This is a genomic window from Streptomyces yaizuensis, assembly GCF_034961445.1.
GTDB classification, from domain to species: domain Bacteria; phylum Actinomycetota; class Actinomycetes; order Streptomycetales; family Streptomycetaceae; genus Streptomyces; species Streptomyces yaizuensis.
In genome coordinates this window covers 244,815-261,055 of the sequence record NZ_BSBI01000013.1, presented here as the reverse complement: position 1 = coordinate 261,055, position 16,241 = coordinate 244,815, and the positions used below count along the sequence as shown (strand labels likewise).

Genomic DNA, 16,241 nt, shown 5'->3' with positions numbered 1-16,241 from the left:
ATCCCCCACGGGGCCCGGCCTGTCCGATCGGTCGTACCGGTCGATGACCGCCCCCCCACGGACGCGGGGTGGCGGGACACCCTCCCCTTCCACCTGCCAAACCGCCGGTCAGCTCGGCGTGCCCCGGAGGCTTTCGTGACTCATCTCGCCGACCTGTTCTCACCGGCCGATCTGACCGGCGCGGTCCACGCAGGACATGTGGTGCGCCACCGGCACCCGCACCTGCCCCTGGTCATGCTCAGCTACACCCGGGCCTGCCAGTACGCCGGAGCGTGGACGCCGGTGACCACCCGCTGCCGTGGTCTGGTCGTCGACGAGCGCACCGGCACGGTCGTGGCCTGGCCGTTCGAGAAGTTCTTCAACGCGGCCGAGCATGCGCTCGGCCGGACGTACGCACCGGCCCTTCCCGACGAGCCCTTCCGGATCTACGACAAGATCGACGGCAGCCTCGGCATCGTCTTCCACTTCGACGGAGCCTGGCACGCCGCCACGAAGGGCTCCTTCACCTCACCGCAGGCCCAGTGGGCGCAGCGGTGGCTCGACAGCCGGGACACGTCCGGCCTGCAGGTGGGCACCACCTACCTCGCGGAGATCCTCCACCCCGGCAACCGCATCGTGGTCGACTACGGGAACCGCGAGGACCTCGTCCTGCTGGGCGCGTTCTCGTCCGACGGCGTCGAGATCGACCTCGCCGACGCCTCCCCCGACTGGGAGGACATCGGGTCCGTGGTCCGGACCTGGCCCGCGATGGAGCTGGGTGACCTGCTCGCGCGTACCGAGACGAACCGGAGCGCCGATGGCGCCCCTGCGTCCGGGCTCACGGCAGAGGGGTACGTGCTGCGGTTCGCCTCCGGTGTCCGCACCAAGGCCAAGCTCGCCGATTACGTCCGGCTCCACAAGGCCGTCACCGGCACGAACGAGGTGGACATCTGGCGGTACATGGGCGTGGAGAAGTTCGCCACGCACCCGGTCAAGAAAGTTGCGAAGGCGCTGGGCTGTCCGGTCGCCGAGGTGACTGCCCTGTCCGGCGGGACCGCGAGTGCGCTGGAGGCGCTTCTCGCCCTGGTCCCCGACGAGTCCGACTCCTGGGTACGCACGATCATTTCATCGCTGGAGGAGCAGGCTCGCCAGGTCCGGCAGACGATCGACGACGCCTTCGCCGAGCTTGCTCACCTGTCATTCGACCGTGCTGCCTTCGCGCGGGCTGTCCGGGGCCTCGACAAGGACCTGCGGGCCGGGCTCTTCCTACGGCTCGACGGCCACGACTGCACCCTCGACCTGCATGTCTGGCGCACCATCCGGCCCGTATTGGGCCCCGGGGCACCCGACGCCACGTCAGCCTGACCCTCATCGACGGGCCTCCATCGTGACGGCACGCCGCCCCACGCGGGAGGCCCCGGCCGGAAATGCAGCATCCGCGCGAAGGGCGACGTGGGAGACCGTTGGCTGAGATCGGCCACCGGCGGCCGCCCGTTCCGGCAGATGATCGGTTTCAACGCCGACGAGATCGGCCGGAGCGAGCGCGACCGCCTGTCGAACACCGCGCTGCGCACCGGCGTGTATCCGCTCATCGAGTGGGGTTGGGGCCGGCAGAAGTGCGAGGACTTCCTCCTCGACCGCCTCGGTGTGCGATGGAAGAAGTCCTACTGCAGCTTCTGTTGCTACCCGGTTTCGGTCGGCGCGATGTCCGCGCACCTGGACCGGATGCGGGCCTTTCCCGAGATCGCCGGTCGGGTGCTCCGTCTGGAGTACACGGCGATGCGGCTGAACCCCAATGCGCGCCTGTTCGGCCGCCGGTCCCTGCTGGGCCAGTTCGACCCCGTCCACAGCGAGAACGGTCCGGTTCTGGAGGCGTTCGACCAGGAACTGGCATCGTGCCCGTGGGCCGTCTACCACCTGCGCCGGCTTCGCCCGCCGAGCTCCAAGGACCCCGCCGCGCCTGGCGAGTGGCTGCGCTCGGTCCGCCGGCTGCGCACCGGCCAGCCTGCGGACCTGGCCCGTACCCTCAAGCGGGTGGGCGGGCGGATAGGAGCCCGCCTGGAGCGCGAGGAGCAGTTCGGGTCGGTGCGCGCTTGGAAGCTGGAGCGTGGGCAGGACCTTCCGGTGACGGAGGAGTTCCTTGTCAGCGCACCGGCGTTCGTCGCCGACAAGGAGAAGGCCGACTTCACGGAGAAGTGGGAACGGTACACCGGCACGGAGTCCGCCCTCCCCGACCGGCCCGAGGTTATGCTCCTGCGCCTGACGGACCACGCGTGACCACCGAGGGCGCGCCGGTCACCGGCCCCGACGGCTCACAGCGGTAGGCGCCGGCCCTGCCTCACTTCCGCCGCCCGCCGGGCACACCCGGCACACCTCGGCTGGGACCGCATCCACTCGGTCCGCCGGCAGTCGCTGCACCGCCTTCCGCCGACTCGGACCCGCGCATGCGACCGATCGGCCGTGGGGGGGCAGGCCGACCTCACGGCCGAGGAGGCCGCCGCCGCGATACGCACCGCGGCATTCGCCCTTCCGCTCCGCCGGAGGGACTGCTATCGGACGCCGTCGGCGGTGTCGGGGTTCTGTCAGGAGCTGTCGCGCCTGGTGGTGCCCGGCGTCCGGCGGCGCGCCCGGCACCGACCAGCACCCTGTCGCCGACGGGTCAGATGTTGACGGGCCAAGCGATGCTGCTGGTGTCCGTCTGGGCGCAGCCGTCGCATACCAGGGCGGGGCGCTGGTGCATGTCCATGCGCAGTCGGGTGGCCCCGTAGACGTCGCACCGCGCGCACGGGATGCCCCGTTCCCGGTGATGCGGCCGGTTGGCGGGGATCTCCGCCCATGACACGCCCTCCATGCCCGGGTCCGCTCGTCCGCTCGCGCGCAGCCCCGAAGGCAGCGTGCCGCTCCTCCTGGCGGAGCACGACCATCAGGCCACGGTCCCGATCCTGGAACGGGCTGTCCCGGTACTCCGGGCGGACACGGGCCGCGTCCCATCCCATCCGCCGGGCCAGGCACCGAGCGGGCAGACGCCCGCCCCGCCACCGGCTCACCGCCGCTTCTTCCTTGAGGACCTGGGAAAGGCTGGTGGACACACCCAGCTCCCAGAGCGCGGCCAGGTCCTCACGGGCGTCCGCCAGGGCGCGGGGGTCGGGTGGACGGTTCATCATCACTCCTGATCGTGGTGGTGGCGCGCCGGACGCGCGGTCCCTCAAAGGGCTGATGACGGTGCAGCACGGTGCAGTGTGGCCCCTGCCCACAGTGGCCGCCAAAACGGCCTGACCTGGGACGTTGCACTACCGAAGAGTTGCTGCACCGCACTCCCAGCGGCGGCGGACCGTCGGGTTGCCGCCGCTGGGAGTCCATAAGCGGACTCGTGGAACTGAGGTGCGGTCCGTCCCCGAATCGCCGTTCGCCTCACCGGCAGGAGGACCGCCGGGGCCCTCGGGGGAGAGGTCTCCGGCGGCCCAGGGGGCGGACCCCAGTAGACACTTATCATTTGACTCTTCATGCCTTTGTGAGTAGTCTTTCGCTTATCGGACGGGGTTCCGCCTCACTCCACGGCCCGAAGGGATCCTGATGGTCAGCCGAATCGCCGTCGCAGCCCTCTCCTCGCCGTCATGCCCGGCTGGAGCACAAGGACGACGCCCGGGCCTGGGCGGCTATCACCGCGGCGATCGGCAACAGCGTCGCGCTTCTCACTGGCAGCGGATCCCAACTACCCACTGCGGTGAGCGGCTGCGCGGCCCAGCCTCAGCTGACGGCCGTCCGCTTCCTCTTCGACCGCCAGGCCGAGCACCACCTCGCCGCGGCCGTCACCCCGATGGGACGCGCCTGGCGCCGGCGCCGGATCGCGCGCAGCAGCTACACCCGGGCGTTCAACTAAGCAGCGCTCTACCTGCAGCGGCTGCGGAGCGAGCGCGAAGGCCCCTTCTGTCTGCCCGAACTGTTCCTGGACTCCTCCCCCGCGCCCCTGCCCAGCAGGCGGACCACCGGCAGGCACCGGGCCCCGGCCGCAGTCTGACTCTCTGCCCACCCTGACGAAAGGGGCATGCTCCTGGACACCTCCATCGAGCTGGAACGCAGCGGGCTCCACGCCCAGGCCGACCAGATCGGCCGCACGGTGTGCGAGGTCCTGAACACCGACCGGATCGAAGGCGGAGGCTGGAACCACCACGTCGACGAGGTCTCGTATCTGAGCCTCGCTCTCTTCCACCCCCGGGGCCTGCATCTGTCCCTCCGGCACCACAACACCGGACGCACGGGCGACGCGGGCCGCAGGCTGACCGTCACGGGCGTCTACCCGTCCGGATACGGCGGCCACACCGCCGCCCCGATCACCGTGGGCATCGGCACGTCTCCCGCGCACATGGCCTCGCGCATCGCAAGGCACCTGATACCGGCGTACCTCGAACACTTGGATACTGCACTGGCCGAGCAGCGCAAGGCCGAGCAGGACGAGCTGGCCCGCCGGCTGATGAATCACCGGATGAAGCTGGCTCTGCCCGCTCTGCACCCTGCTGTCTGGGAGCCTGAGCACACCGCGCCGTTCCGGAAGCAGTCGTTCTGGAACACCGGCGCGGACAGACGGGAGTTCCCTCCCGCAGTGGCGCGCGGCACAGTCCGGCTGAGTACCGACGCGTCCGAGGCCGAGATCAAGCTCACTGGCGTCCCCGCCGAGCTCGTCCTGCGGATCCTCGCCCTGCTGGACCCCAACCCGCCGGTGCAGGGCCGTATCGTGCCGCGGGCCGTGGCACCGGAGCGGCGCGTGCTGCCTTCCGTACGGATCGTCGCTGGCGAGGTCTTGACCGATCCGGGTACGCGGACCGGCAGTGTCCAGCACCGGCCGCCCGCTTCGAGTCCGTCCAGTTATCCATAGCCCCAGGTCAGCCCGGGGACACCACGACTTCGCTCCGGTTTGTACCCGCAGTCCGGCCCCGACACCCAGGAGAGGCTCCCAGTGCATCAGGAACCGAGCGGCCCACCAGAGTACTTCGCCGTCACCCTCCACAGCTCATCGCCCGCCGCCACTACCGGCCCCTTCGTCGAGGACGGCAAGAGCCTCATAGCCGTTCTGGGTATCACCGCGCCTCCGCCCGGGCCGGTGGTCACGTGCGACTCCGACGGCGCCACCCCGCTGCACAGCGTCGTGCCCCTGGAACTGACCTGGCGGACGATGTCCCCGGCCGAGGCCGATACCGCTGCCGAGGCCCTGGCCGGAACGCACTGGGTACGTGGCGGGCCCGGCCTGTCGTCTTCCTGCCGGAGTCCGGTGTCCGGCCCGGTGCTCGGCGACCTCCTGCGTTTCAGTGCCGCGCGAGGTATCCGGGTCGCTGTGACGCCGTACGTCGTCGGCTTCGCCAGCGGTATCGGCCACGGCGCCTCCCTCTTCCTCCCGAGGTACGCCCCGGCGGCATGGGCGCGCGCCGAACAGGCGCCGCTCGTGGCGGATCCGGCGACGGTCTCGGCCGTACTGACCCGGGTCGGATTCCTTCCCGACGAGGAGAGCTCTCCCGGGCATTTCACCGTGTCCGACGGAGCACGTCACGGTCGGCCGGGCACGGTGCGGCTCACAGCCACCGGAGAGTCCTGGTTCAGCGACGGCGCCGCCATGGCCGACGTCCTCCACCGTGACGACTTCACCGCCGAGGAGACACCGTACGCCGACGTCTTCACCGTCCGCGTCGCTACGCGGGCCGAGACCATGGTCCGTCGCGAGAGCGCCGCCCGCTCTTCCCTGGTCCTGAGCGTCCCGGACGCGGTCACCCCGCGTTCTCTCCCGTACGTGGGCGTGAACGGCCAGGGCGACGCCGGGTTGCCCGATCTCACCGGCCTGAATCCCGGGGAGCTGCGCGAACTCGCAGCCCCCTGGCCCGTCGAATGGCTCTTCCCGCCCGAGGCCGACGAGCCCGAGCGCGTCATCTCCTGCGAGCCCCGGATCCACGAGCCGCTTCCCCGTCCGTGACCGCTCTGCTGCCGGAAAGGTGCCGCCCCTGCTGCAACTGAAGGACTACGGCGCGACCGAGCTGCCCGATCTCACCGGCCTGAATCCCGGGCAGCTGCGCGAACTCGCAGCCCCCTGGCCCGTCGAATGGCTCTTCCCGCCCAAGGCCGACGAGCCCGAGCGCGTGGTGAATCTGTTCAGCGGTCCTGGGGGTTGGGACGCCGGTATCCGCGATGTACTCGGCCGTCCTGTCGACATGGTCGGCGTCGAGCTGTACAAGGACGCCGCCGCCACGGCCGAGGCGGCCGGGTTCCGCCGGATCGTCACCGACGTCACGACGCTCGACCCGAACCATCCGGCCCTGCGCTGGGTCAGCGGCCTGATCGTCTCGGCCCCGTGCCAGTGCTGGACGCCGGGCGGCAAGCGAGCCGGCCACGACCCCGCCAACCTGGACCTGCTGCTGGACGTGTTCACCTCGGCATTCGAGGCGACGTTCGGGCACTTCCACGACGCCGGGCCCTGCGAGTGGGAAGGCGACTGCGGCATCTGCGCCGCCCCCGGCTGGGACGGCTACAGCGGCTTCACGGGACCGCTGCTGACGTTCGACGAGGTCCGGGCGCCCATCGCGCAGATGACCGACCCCCGGATCGGTCTCATCGCCGAGGTACTGATCTGGGCGCTCGCCCTGACCTGGCAGTACGCCAACATCCAGTGGCTGGCGATGGAACAGTCGAGCGCGCTGCCCGAGGACGTGCTCGACGCGATCAGGGACGAGCTCCACTGCGCGGACTGGGCCGACGCGCAGTACCGGGTCCTGGACGCCGTGGACTACGGTCTCGCATCCCGGCGCAAGCGGGTCTTCCTGATGGCCTCGCGCCACCGCTACCTGGACGTCCAGGCCCTGGAACCCGCGAAACCCTTCCCGTACACGTCCGCAGCCGCCGCACTCCAGTGGCCCGCCGGCGTCCGCGTGAACACGCGCGGCGAACGCAGGACCCCCGGCGGCAATGAGTGGAGCGCCGACAAACCCTCCATTGCGATCACGAGCAAGGTTCGGGGCTGGTACTGGGCGCACGACAGGGAGCGGAAGTTCTCGCTGGACGAGGCGGCCCTCCTGGTGGGCTTCGCGCCGGGCTACCCCTGGACCGGTTCACGCACCAGCGCCTGCACTCAGATCGGCGACGTGGTCGCCCCGACCATGAGCTGTGTGGTCATCGGCACGCTGCTCAAGGAGCCGTGGGAGTCCAGGCTGCGCGACTACCTGCGCGCGATCTACCGCCCTCGCCGAGAGTCACGAGCGCTTCGACGTCGCGGCCTGACCGCCCCGCGCTGTGGCGCGAGCCCCGGCCCCGGACGGTCTCTGGGTTCTGGCCTCCGCGCCGGGACCAAAGCCCCGGCCCCGGGAAGGGACACCACCTCATGCACCCGTACAGCCCTCAGAGTGTCGTGATCGCCGACGAGCCCGCCGCGATCCTGCGGTGGGCCGCCAGCCACATCGAACGTCGGCCTCCACCAGGGCGCCTGCCTCTTCAAGGGGCCCGGCCGCACCGTCACCCTGGCCTGCTGGCCCCGCGGCGCGATCGAGATCGCCGCCGGCCACAGCCTCGGCAGCACGAGGCGGACCTACGACTGGGCCCGCATCCACACGGCCCGCGACCAGGCGCTGTGCGCCTTCGCAGAGCACCTCACCAGACACCCGGCCGACGCCTGCGGCGCCGCCGCAGCCAAGCGCCTCGCCCACGAGGTGATCGACCGGTGGAGCGCCGAGCCGGACCGTACGGCCGAGAACGTCGCCCAGGCCCTGCGCGCCGCCGCCGACGCCCTGGGCCCATGCCGGCCGTGAACCACCGTGCGTCCGCGCGAACCCGCACCTCCAGGGAAGGGAATCCCGTCTTTGACCCATCACGTCATTCAGTTCTCCGGCGGCATCGGGTCCGCGCTCACCGCGGTCCGCGTCGCCGAGCAGCGCGGCACGCAGAACATGGTTCTGCTGATCGCCGACACCCGGGCCGAGGACCCGGATCTGTGGCGTTTCTCCGACGACATCGCCCGTCTGCTCGGCCTCCGGCTGACCGTGGTCCGCGACGGCCGTGATCCCTGGGAAGTCTTCGCCGATCAGCGGTTCCTGGGCAACGACCGTCTCGCCCCCTGCACCTTCGTCCTCAAGCAGAAGCCGTGCCGTCGGTGGATGAGCGAGCACGCTCCTCCCGGGGAGACGATCGCCTATGTCGGCATCGAGCCCAACGACCGTGACCGGCGCCGCATACCCGCCATTGCCCGCAACTGGCATCCCTGGCGTACCGAGTTCCCGCTGGCTGACGGACCCGACGCCACGAAGGGCGAGCTCCTGGACGAGGTCCGCGCGCTGGGGGTCCGTCCGCCACGGCTCTACGAGCTCGGTTTCCCGCACAACAACTGCTTCGGCTCGTGCGTGCGCGCGGGACAGCGCCAGTGGAAGCACCTGCTCACCACGCTGCCCGAGCGGTACGCCCACGCCGAGACCAAGGAGGAGGAACTCCGCGGTCTTCTGGGCGACGTCGCAATCCTGCGCGACCGCCGTGGGGGGACGAGCCGGCCTCTTCCGCTGGCGGAGCTCCGCACCCGCCAACAGACTGCCGTCTGATCGCTCCGCACCAGGAGCCGCGGACAGGGCGAGGAAAGGAACAGACGGAACGGTGGAGGGGTCCACCCATCCCATACGACACCTAAGATTTGACATTGTACGCGCTCAGGCGTAGCGTCTTGGTTGCCAAGCGGTACCACTCCACCAACCACGGGGGTCTCATGCTTCTCGGTTCAGCGCTCGCCGCCACCTTTCTCGTCGGCTACCTGGCCGGACACTTCGAGCTCCTGTACCGGGTCCTCGAACGCGGATCGGCCCTCATCCGCTGGGCCCTCCACCGGGACGCAACCGGCCGCAAGGACTGGGTATGGCGCATCGCCGTGGTACCGATACTGGCCTTCGCCCTGTTCGTCCTGCACCCCATCAAGGGGCCCAAGGTCTACCTGGGCGGAAAGCTGGCGAAGCGCCGTTCTTCCTGACCCCCGCGCCCGGCACCCGGCCCGTCCGGCGGGGCCGGGCCTCTCCACATCAGCCCATCCCGCCCCTGGAGGCCGCCCCTGTCATCGCATCCGCGCGTCGCTGAGTCCCCTCCCCAGCCGACGGGCCGCAGGGCCCGGACCGGCGTCCGGCGGGCACCCCGCCTCGTCCCGCCTGCCGTTCCGGCGGTGCCGCCCTCGGTGAGGCGGTCGCGGAGACCTGGCACCGCACCCTACGGGCGCGGGCGGATGGGCATGCCTTGCGGCGCGGTCGCCGCTCTCGCGCCGTGGCCCATCAAGGGCGCCGACGCCCGGCACGCCCCCTGGCTTGCCGACTACCTCTCCTCCCAGCCAACCCGCCGGTGGCCACCGGCGGTCGGAGAGATCGCCGCCCGGTACTGGTGGCGGAGACCCGACCTGATCAGCGCCGCCGGCCCTCTCCTGCAGTGGACGCAAGAGGAGCACTCCGCGGACACCTTGTACGCCGTCAAGGCGGTCGCCGAGAGCATGCTGAAGCACGGCGTACTGCTCCACCCCGGCTACGCCGATCCGGAGCTGCGCTCACATATCGACCTCATGTCCTGGACACTCACCTGCCGTTGCCACAGCGGCGACCGGGCGTGGCCGGCCGAGCACCACACTCCGAACGACGCCGCCAGGCTGCTCACTCTGCTGGCGGTGCCGGCCCGAGGCGACCCTCCGTCCGCAGGTTCTTCGCGAACCCACCGGCGGCACCAGAGGCATGTTCCGCGCCGCTGCCCAGTACCTGCGGGAGCGGGGCATCGATCCCCGCGCGTGGACGGGGAGACTCCAGGACCTGAACCCGCCGCCCGTGGCCGGCGCGAGCGACTACTTTCCGGTGTGAGGTCTGGGCGAGAACGCGAACGCGCCTGCGGCAACACACTCAGCAAAGACGAACTGCTCGGGCGGGCTCCTGCCTCCCGCGCGGAGGCCGAGGTGCGCCGAGGCGCCCTTTACTCGGCTGCGGCCGAAGCGGCCGGGCACTGAGCGCTCTGAGTGCCGCCGGGTCTGGGTAACGGTCCACCCTTCACCAATGCGACACTTAAGTATTGACCTTACGCGTCCATTCATGTAATATCTTAGGTGTCAGCAGGGGAACGGCCCCGCAGGACAAACCGAGGAGTCGCACTTGTCGCACGGTCTTGAGGTTCACGTCGATGGCACTGCTTCCTTCGTCTCCGCGAACGGAGTCGATGCCTGGCACCGTCTGGGCACTGTCACCCAGGGCGCGCTGACCGCCGAAGAGGCCCTGGAGAAGAGCTACCTGTCCGGCTGGAACGTGCGCAAGATCGGCGGCGTGAACGCCGTCGAGATCACCGACCACGGTGTCACCCGCATCGACTCGCCGGACGAGTACTTCACCGTCCGCAACAACCCCAAGACCGGCGCGGTCGAGCGTCTGGGCACCGTCGGCCGCGTCTACGAGCCGGTGCAGAACGAGGCCCACACCGAGATGCTCAACCTCCTCATGGACGAGTCCGGCGCGAACTTCGAGACGGCCGGTTCCCTCCACGGCGGCAAGAACGTCTTCGTGACTATGAAGCTGCCGATGGGCGTCCAGGTCGGCGGTTTCGACCGCCACGACCTCTATCTCGCCGGTCTCAACAGCCACGACGGCAAGAGCGCCTTCCGTCTCCTGCTCAGCCCGACCCGGGTCGTCTGCGCGAACACCCAGGCCATGGCCCTGAAGGACGCCCAGGCGTCGTACTCGATCCGTCACACCGTGGGTGCGAAGGGTAAGATCGCCGAGGCCCGCAAGGCCCTGGACATCGTCTTCGCCTACGTCGCGTCCTTCGAGCGTGAGGCCGAGAAGCTGATCAACGAGTCCCTGACGCTCGGCGAGTTCGAGAAGGTCTGCGAGCAGATCTGGCCGATCAACGAGCCGAACCCCGGCAAGCGGAAGATCACCAACCACCGTCAGCGCATGGGCACGCTGCGCAACCTGTTCGAGAACGCCGACACCCAGGCCGCGATCCGTGGCACCCGCTGGGCCGGTTACAACGCCATCACCGAGTACCTCGACCACCACGCCCCGGCGGGCAAGAACCCGATCCAGGCGGCCGAGACCCGCGCGACGCGCACCCTGACCATCTCCAGTGACGCCTCCAAGGACAAGCAGAAGGCGTACGACCTGCTCGCGCTGGCGGTCTGACCGGCCCACGGCCGCCGGGGGCACTTCCGCCCCGGCGGCCTCCGCCGGGACAGCACCGTCAGCCCGGACACCGGGCCGCGCACGGTGCGCTTCTTTCCCAGCGACCGCTGCTGCGACACCTACGCGCCCCGGTGGCTGCGGGACTTCGCCGAAGGCCACTGCACCCCGCCGCCACTCGCACTGGCGCAGTGAAGCAGGTGGTGTCCCCCGGCACCGCCCCGTGCGGCCCCCTCGCTGGAAGGCTTCCCCCTTGTGCTTCGCACTGAACCGCGTCGACGACTCCGCCGAGCGGATCCTCCGCTACTCGGCGAGGGCCGGTGACCTGGCCTCCGAGCACACCGGCCACGACGTCCCGATGCTCCTGTCGCACGTGCAGCTCGTCTACACCCGTCGCAACGGCAGCCCGTGGGTGCTCGACCGCGTCGACGTCACTGGATACCGCTCCCGCACAGATGCGAGCACCGGCCCCGTGTCCCGCGCCACCCAGCGCTTCCACGTGAGCCTCGACCCGTTCACCGTCACCACGGAGTTCGGCGTCCACGCGCCACCCTGGCTGCGCGGCTTCACCTGGAACCACCGCGACCCGGACGCCGTGGACCAGCCGGACGGCGCGCGGACGGCATGACCACACCCCTGCTGCCCGCACGGCCCGCCGCGACGCATACTCTCGCGCTGGGCGCCGCAGCCATCGACGGAATCGGCGACTTCCCCTGCACTACGTCCGCCCGTGTCCGCCTCATGCGACCCGAAGCCGTCACCCTCCACTATGTGAGCGCCGACGGCGCCCGGTTCGACCTGGTCAGTATCAGCGTCACCGCGCGCCCCGTGCGCAGGGACGGCAGCGTCAACACGGGCCGGGCCGCATACGAGACCCGGCACTTCACGGACGCCGGCCTCTCCTCCCGCGCGCCCGGCTGGCTCTGCGGCCTCGCCGACGCTCACCGCGCCGGGCCTCCCCTCACCTCCTGACCCCGCGCCCCCGTTCAGCTGTCACCCACCCCCGCACCTCTGGAGGCTCATGACCGACCAACCCGCCCCGCCGCCCTGCACCCGGGAAGCCGTCATCGACACGCTGACCCATTACGCACGGCCCCTCAAGCGCTGGGACCTGATCGTCCAGATGTACCGGCACCACGGCAGCACCAACCTCGACCGGGTCTACGACCTGCCCATCGGGGCGGCCCAGCCTTACGGAGAGCTGATCGACGCCATGGTCAAGACCGGCGAACTCGTCTTTCTGCCCGGTCCTGTGTGGCGGCAGTTCCTCGGCCCCGGCGCAACGCCCCCCAGCGTGCACCCGGGCAACCACTACCTGGCCACGAAGACCCAGCACGCGGAGTGGGCCATTCCCTTCTTCACGGTCGTCGGCCTGCGCAGGGACGCGGACGCGGCCGAAACGCTGATCGCAGCGGTCCTGGAGCACGCCGTGCCCGACGGCGCGTGGCGCAGCGACGAGCTGCGCTCCGAAGACGGCTGGACGCGCATGGCAACCGTGGTCCAGGCGTCTACGGCGCGTGAGGCCGAGCAGCTGGCCCGCTCCCTGTGGTCCGCCGACGGGGCGGCCGACAAAGCCGGGGTGACTGCGTGACGCTGGAAGACGCGGCCCGGGACCTGTTGCAGCGTCTGCGCCACGCGCAGCGCGAGACGACCGGCGAAGTCCGCGACCGCATCCGCGGCCACTTCGAGGCCGATGCCCTCGACCTGCTCGAAGCCCACATCATCCTGCCCGACCAGGAGACACACGTATGACCGCCACGTTCTTCGATGTCGTCCGCTACACCGCAGACCAGGCCGGCCTCGACGACCTCGACCGGTTCTCCGACGCCGCCCAGCAGGCCAGGGCGAGGATCGCCCAGGAGCGCATGGACTCCCTCACCGAAGGCCAGGAGGTCCGCCTCGACAGGTTCCAGGACAAGCAGCTCAACGGCCTCACCGGGACGATCCACAGCATCACCCGCACGCCGACGCTGCGCCCGGACGCCGTCGTCCTCATCGACCGCGAGTCGCTCTGGATGCTCCAGAGCCACCGCATGTACGCCAGCCGCGTCCCGCAGGGTGCCACCACCTACTCGCTCACGGCACCGCTGGCCTGCGTCTTCCCCCGTTGACACACCCCGCGAACGAAGGAACCCGCTTGAGCCTCACCGCCGGACTCCCCCGCACCGACGACTACGCCGCCTACATCCGTGACCACGCGACGCAGGAGGAACTCGACATCCTCCAGGCCCTGTGCAACAAGCGCCGCGAGATCGTCTGGGCCGTCCGGGGCAGCCTCGTGCGCACCGGAAGGACCGTCGAGCTCATCAACATGAAGCCGAAGTACCTCAACGGCCTCGTCGGCACGGTCACCCGTACCCACAAGGGCCGGAAGGGCGGAACCCTGGCGGACATCGCACTCGACGCCCCGTCGGCCACCCGCCACGCCCGCGCGCGGCGTGCGGGCCGCGGACCGGCCGACGTCATCGAAGGTGTCCCCCTGGCCGGTCTGACCGTCCACTCCTGACGCCCTGCGCGGGGCCCGGCCGATGTGCCGGGCCCCGCGCAGGATCGTTCCCCCGTTCCCGAAAGGCTTCTCCCATCACTGCCACCACCGTCAACAGCCACGAAGTCATCGCCGAGCAGAAGACGAAGAGCCCGCTGTGGACCGCCGAGAAGCCGGTGTACTTCACGCGGATCGCCGAACTTCTGCTTGACGACGGAAGCACCGTCCACGGCTGCAAGGTCACGGACTGTACGTTCACCGGCAGCGTCGGCGAAGTCCGCGCCCACCTCGCCGCCCACAAGGACACCTCCGATCCCGCGCCTCCCGCCAGGAGCCAGCTGCTGGGCCTCACCACAGCGCAGCTGCTGGAGAAGGCGGCGGCCGCCGACCGGATCACCAAGGACCGCGACCGGTGGAAGAGCCGTGCTCTCACGGCCGAGCGGAAGCTCAAGTCCATCCACCACGCTCTGCGGTCCGCCACCTGAGCCTCACCCCAGGGGCAGGTCTCCTGGCCGGGGCCGCTCCCCATTCCACCAGGACGGCCCCGGCCGCCCGCAGGCAACACCCCGCCGGCCGCCTCCCTCACCCCGGCCATTCCGCCCGTTTCCCCTGTCTGGAGTTTCCTCGTGACGACCTCTGCCGCGACCGGGCCTCCGTGCCCGCCCCGACCCGTGAGACACACCCCCCTTCCACGCACCGCCTTGTCACTGTGGCGCCTGACGGTCGCCTTGAGCACCCTCGCCGCCGCGCTCCTGGCCGCCGGCATCTTCGGCCTGCTCGTGCCGCAGTTGTTCACGGCCGTGCCGAGCTGGACGGGCTGGACGGGGGCCGGCGTCCTTCTGGCGTGGGGCGCAGGGACGTGGTTGCGTCTGCGCACCGCGTGGCTGCACAGCGGGTACAACCTCACCCAGGACGAAGTGCTCGTCATGGGAGGCGTCTTGTTCCGCCGCCAGGTGGCGCTCCCCTACGGGCGGATCCAGACCATCGAGGTCGGTTCGGGACCTTTGCAGCGCCGCTTCGGGCTCGCCACCGTCACCGTGGCGACCGGCGCCTACCACCGCGCGAAGGTGGCGGACATCGAGACCGCGGAGGCCGAACGGATCCGCAATGTTCTCACCCCCCTCGCGAGCGAGCGGCAGGTGGCGCTGTGACGAGTCCTGCACTGCTCGAAGGACGCCTGCACCCGATCACGCCATGGCGCCGGGCCTGGGCCGTGGCCTGCGGAGCGATCCTGCTCTTCTTCCGCGACCTTGAGGGGTGGTACCACGCCGCGCAGAGCCTGCCCTGGTGGGCTTCTGCCCTGGCTGCGGGTGCGGTCTCGCTCTGTGGAGGCGCCTATGGCTACGCCTCCTGGCGGGCGACGTCCTACCGGCTCACCGGCGACGCGCTGCACTACCGTTCCGGTCTCCTCTTCCAGCGCAAGCAGCGCTTCGAGCTCGCCCATATCCAGGCCGCGGACATCCGCAGGCCGCTGATCGGCCGCTTCCTCGGGGTGTGCACGCTGCGCCTGTCGGTCTCCGGGGAGTCCAGTGACCTCGCCTACCTCGGAACGGCGCCGTGCGAGGTGCTGCTGTCCGCTCTGCGCGGCCGTATGACGGCCAACCTCCCGCCCGGCGTCCCGGACCACGGGGCGATGCCGCCGTCCAGGGACGGCGAGGAGGCTCTGCTCACCGTCAAGCCGCGCACGCTCGCCGTGTCCCTGCTGCTGGACGTGCGCACGATGCTTGAGGCCGCGGTGCTGCTGGGAGCCGGGATCGTCCCGTTCCTGTGGTGGGGGGAAGCCCTCGCGCTGGTCTCCGTGGCCGGTGTGCTGGGCCCGGTGTGGCACATGACCGTGTCCCGGTGGCCCCGCTGGCACGGCTGGACCCTGACCGCCGGGACCGGCGGGTACCGGGCCGACTTCGGACTGTTCGGCACCCAGCATCAGACGTTCCGTCACCAGCGCACCCAGGCCGTGATCCTGGAGCAGCCTCTGCTATGGAGACGCAGGGACTGGGTTCGTATCCAGTTGGTCACGGCCGGATACCGCGGTTCCCAGATGATCGCCCCTGTCGCCACACGCGGCGAGGCCGAGGCCCTGATCGCTGGTCTCTGGGGCCCGGACGCCGTGACCGTGCTGCGCAGCTTCCGGCCGGCGCCGGCACGGGCCCGCTGGGTCACTCCGTTCAGCCGTGCGCTGTCGTTCTCCCACAGCGCGGCTCACGTCAGTACCTGGGAGGGAATGTTCCTGCGGAACATCGTCCACCTCAGCCCGACCGGCAGGATCCAGCATGTCGTCACCGTGCAGGGGCCCTGGCAGCGGCGCCTGGGACTGGCCAGCGTGGAACTGAACCTCGCCGGCGGCCCTCCTCTGATCGCCGGTCACCGTGACGCGGCCGAGGCCGCCGGCATCGCCACAGCCATGCGAGTCCACGCCATCGCAGATCCGGAAGCGGCCTCGCCCCTGGTCTCCGCCCCAGGGGCCACCGGCCCCGGCACGGGGTGACCGGATGCCGACCTCGACCTCCTTGAGCGCCTTGATACGGGCGCGGCGTAGCCCCCGGGGGACCAGCTGCTGTGGAACCGACCATTCTTCCCGCAGTCACGACATTGCGGCACGGGCTCCGGTCGGCACCTGTCCACGGGTGCCG

General features: G+C 70.5%; 20 protein-coding genes. 19 read left to right on the top strand and 1 reads right to left on the bottom strand.

Annotated elements, in window-relative coordinates:
* Window positions 1-135 precede the first annotated feature (135 nt).
* Both SYYSPA8_RS28610 and SYYSPA8_RS28605 read left to right on the top strand, forming a co-directional pair.
* Window positions 136-1,344, top strand: coding sequence for an RNA ligase (locus SYYSPA8_RS28610; protein WP_323450259.1), 1,209 nt, complete (start codon window positions 136-138; stop codon window positions 1,342-1,344).
* Between the two features lie 87 nt (window positions 1,345-1,431).
* Window positions 1,432-2,256: a hypothetical protein gene (locus tag SYYSPA8_RS28605; RefSeq protein ID WP_323450258.1), complete on the top strand. Its 825-nt coding sequence runs from the start codon at window positions 1,432-1,434 to the stop codon at window positions 2,254-2,256.
* Between the two features lie 382 nt (window positions 2,257-2,638).
* Here SYYSPA8_RS28605 and SYYSPA8_RS28600 read toward each other — a convergent pair whose 3' ends face one another.
* Window positions 2,639-2,830 (bottom strand): hypothetical protein, encoded by a 192-nt coding sequence (locus SYYSPA8_RS28600; RefSeq protein WP_323450257.1) that lies wholly within the window; start codon window positions 2,828-2,830, stop codon window positions 2,639-2,641.
* Between the two features lie 873 nt (window positions 2,831-3,703).
* Between SYYSPA8_RS28600 and SYYSPA8_RS28595 the strand changes: the two genes are divergently transcribed.
* The 17 genes from SYYSPA8_RS28595 (at window position 3,704) to SYYSPA8_RS28515 (ending at window position 16,096) form a co-directional block, all read left to right on the top strand.
* Entirely contained in the window at window positions 3,704-3,859 is a 156-nt protein-coding gene (locus SYYSPA8_RS28595) for a hypothetical protein (RefSeq protein WP_323450256.1), read from the top strand.
* Between the two features lie 165 nt (window positions 3,860-4,024).
* Window positions 4,025-4,852 carry a hypothetical protein gene (locus SYYSPA8_RS28590; RefSeq protein ID WP_323450255.1) on the top strand — a complete coding sequence of 276 codons (828 nt, stop codon included), beginning with the start codon at window positions 4,025-4,027 and terminating at the stop codon, window positions 4,850-4,852.
* A gap of 81 nt (window positions 4,853-4,933) precedes the next feature.
* Complete coding sequence (locus tag SYYSPA8_RS28585) at window positions 4,934-5,938, top strand: hypothetical protein (RefSeq protein WP_323450254.1); 1,005 nt, start codon at window positions 4,934-4,936, stop codon at window positions 5,936-5,938.
* Window positions 5,939-5,957: 19 nt separating this feature from the next.
* Entirely contained in the window at window positions 5,958-7,367 is a 1,410-nt protein-coding gene (locus SYYSPA8_RS28580) for a DNA cytosine methyltransferase (RefSeq protein ID WP_323450253.1), read from the top strand.
* Window positions 7,368-7,472: 105 nt separating this feature from the next.
* Window positions 7,473-7,760 (top strand): DUF6197 family protein, encoded by a 288-nt coding sequence (locus SYYSPA8_RS28575; RefSeq protein WP_323450275.1) that lies wholly within the window; start codon window positions 7,473-7,475, stop codon window positions 7,758-7,760.
* Between the two features lie 51 nt (window positions 7,761-7,811).
* Complete coding sequence (locus SYYSPA8_RS28570; RefSeq protein ID WP_323450252.1) at window positions 7,812-8,540, top strand: phosphoadenosine phosphosulfate reductase domain-containing protein; 729 nt, start codon at window positions 7,812-7,814, stop codon at window positions 8,538-8,540.
* Between the two features lie 161 nt (window positions 8,541-8,701).
* The gene (locus SYYSPA8_RS28565; RefSeq protein WP_323450251.1) at window positions 8,702-8,959 is read left to right on the top strand and encodes a hypothetical protein; all 258 of its coding nucleotides are present in this window, start codon (window positions 8,702-8,704) and stop codon (window positions 8,957-8,959) included.
* A gap of 1,147 nt (window positions 8,960-10,106) precedes the next feature.
* The gene (locus tag SYYSPA8_RS28560) at window positions 10,107-11,129 is read left to right on the top strand and encodes a DUF932 domain-containing protein (protein WP_323450250.1); all 1,023 of its coding nucleotides are present in this window, start codon (window positions 10,107-10,109) and stop codon (window positions 11,127-11,129) included.
* 250 nt (window positions 11,130-11,379) lie between these two features.
* Complete coding sequence (locus SYYSPA8_RS28555) at window positions 11,380-11,754, top strand: hypothetical protein (protein ID WP_323450249.1); 375 nt, start codon at window positions 11,380-11,382, stop codon at window positions 11,752-11,754.
* The gene (locus SYYSPA8_RS28550) at window positions 11,751-12,098 is read left to right on the top strand and encodes a hypothetical protein (protein ID WP_323450248.1); all 348 of its coding nucleotides are present in this window, start codon (window positions 11,751-11,753) and stop codon (window positions 12,096-12,098) included. Before SYYSPA8_RS28555 ends, SYYSPA8_RS28550 begins: the two co-directional genes overlap by 4 nt.
* A gap of 49 nt (window positions 12,099-12,147) precedes the next feature.
* The gene (locus SYYSPA8_RS28545; RefSeq protein ID WP_323450247.1) at window positions 12,148-12,717 is read left to right on the top strand and encodes a hypothetical protein; all 570 of its coding nucleotides are present in this window, start codon (window positions 12,148-12,150) and stop codon (window positions 12,715-12,717) included.
* Window positions 12,714-12,878, top strand: coding sequence for a hypothetical protein (locus SYYSPA8_RS28540; protein ID WP_323450246.1), 165 nt, complete (start codon window positions 12,714-12,716; stop codon window positions 12,876-12,878). Before SYYSPA8_RS28545 ends, SYYSPA8_RS28540 begins: the two co-directional genes overlap by 4 nt.
* Window positions 12,875-13,237: a hypothetical protein gene (locus SYYSPA8_RS28535; RefSeq protein ID WP_323450245.1), complete on the top strand. Its 363-nt coding sequence runs from the start codon at window positions 12,875-12,877 to the stop codon at window positions 13,235-13,237. Before SYYSPA8_RS28540 ends, SYYSPA8_RS28535 begins: the two co-directional genes overlap by 4 nt.
* A gap of 26 nt (window positions 13,238-13,263) precedes the next feature.
* Window positions 13,264-13,632, top strand: a complete 369-nt coding sequence (locus tag SYYSPA8_RS28530; RefSeq protein ID WP_323450244.1) for a hypothetical protein — start codon at window positions 13,264-13,266, stop codon at window positions 13,630-13,632.
* 155 nt (window positions 13,633-13,787) lie between these two features.
* Complete coding sequence (locus SYYSPA8_RS28525) at window positions 13,788-14,096, top strand: hypothetical protein (RefSeq protein WP_323450243.1); 309 nt, start codon at window positions 13,788-13,790, stop codon at window positions 14,094-14,096.
* 216 nt (window positions 14,097-14,312) lie between these two features.
* The gene (locus tag SYYSPA8_RS28520) at window positions 14,313-14,762 is read left to right on the top strand and encodes a PH domain-containing protein (protein WP_323450242.1); all 450 of its coding nucleotides are present in this window, start codon (window positions 14,313-14,315) and stop codon (window positions 14,760-14,762) included.
* On the top strand, window positions 14,759-16,096 hold the full coding sequence (locus SYYSPA8_RS28515) for a PH domain-containing protein (RefSeq protein WP_323450241.1): 1,338 nt from the start codon (window positions 14,759-14,761) through the stop codon (window positions 16,094-16,096). The genes SYYSPA8_RS28520 and SYYSPA8_RS28515 overlap by 4 nt, the downstream gene beginning before the upstream one ends.
* Window positions 16,097-16,241 lie beyond the last annotated feature (145 nt).

Coding starts and splice junctions, on each gene's coding strand:
- SYYSPA8_RS28600 (WP_323450257.1), bottom strand. CDS start 2,830: ATGGAGGGCGTGTCATGGGCGGAGATCCCCGCCAACCGGCCGCATCAC.
- SYYSPA8_RS28590 (WP_323450255.1), top strand. CDS start 4,025: ATGCTCCTGGACACCTCCATCGAGCTGGAACGCAGCGGGCTCCACGCC.
- SYYSPA8_RS28565 (WP_323450251.1), top strand. CDS start 8,702: ATGCTTCTCGGTTCAGCGCTCGCCGCCACCTTTCTCGTCGGCTACCTG.
- SYYSPA8_RS28550 (WP_323450248.1), top strand. CDS start 11,751: ATGACCACACCCCTGCTGCCCGCACGGCCCGCCGCGACGCATACTCTC.
- SYYSPA8_RS28545 (WP_323450247.1), top strand. CDS start 12,148: ATGACCGACCAACCCGCCCCGCCGCCCTGCACCCGGGAAGCCGTCATC.
- SYYSPA8_RS28535 (WP_323450245.1), top strand. CDS start 12,875: ATGACCGCCACGTTCTTCGATGTCGTCCGCTACACCGCAGACCAGGCC.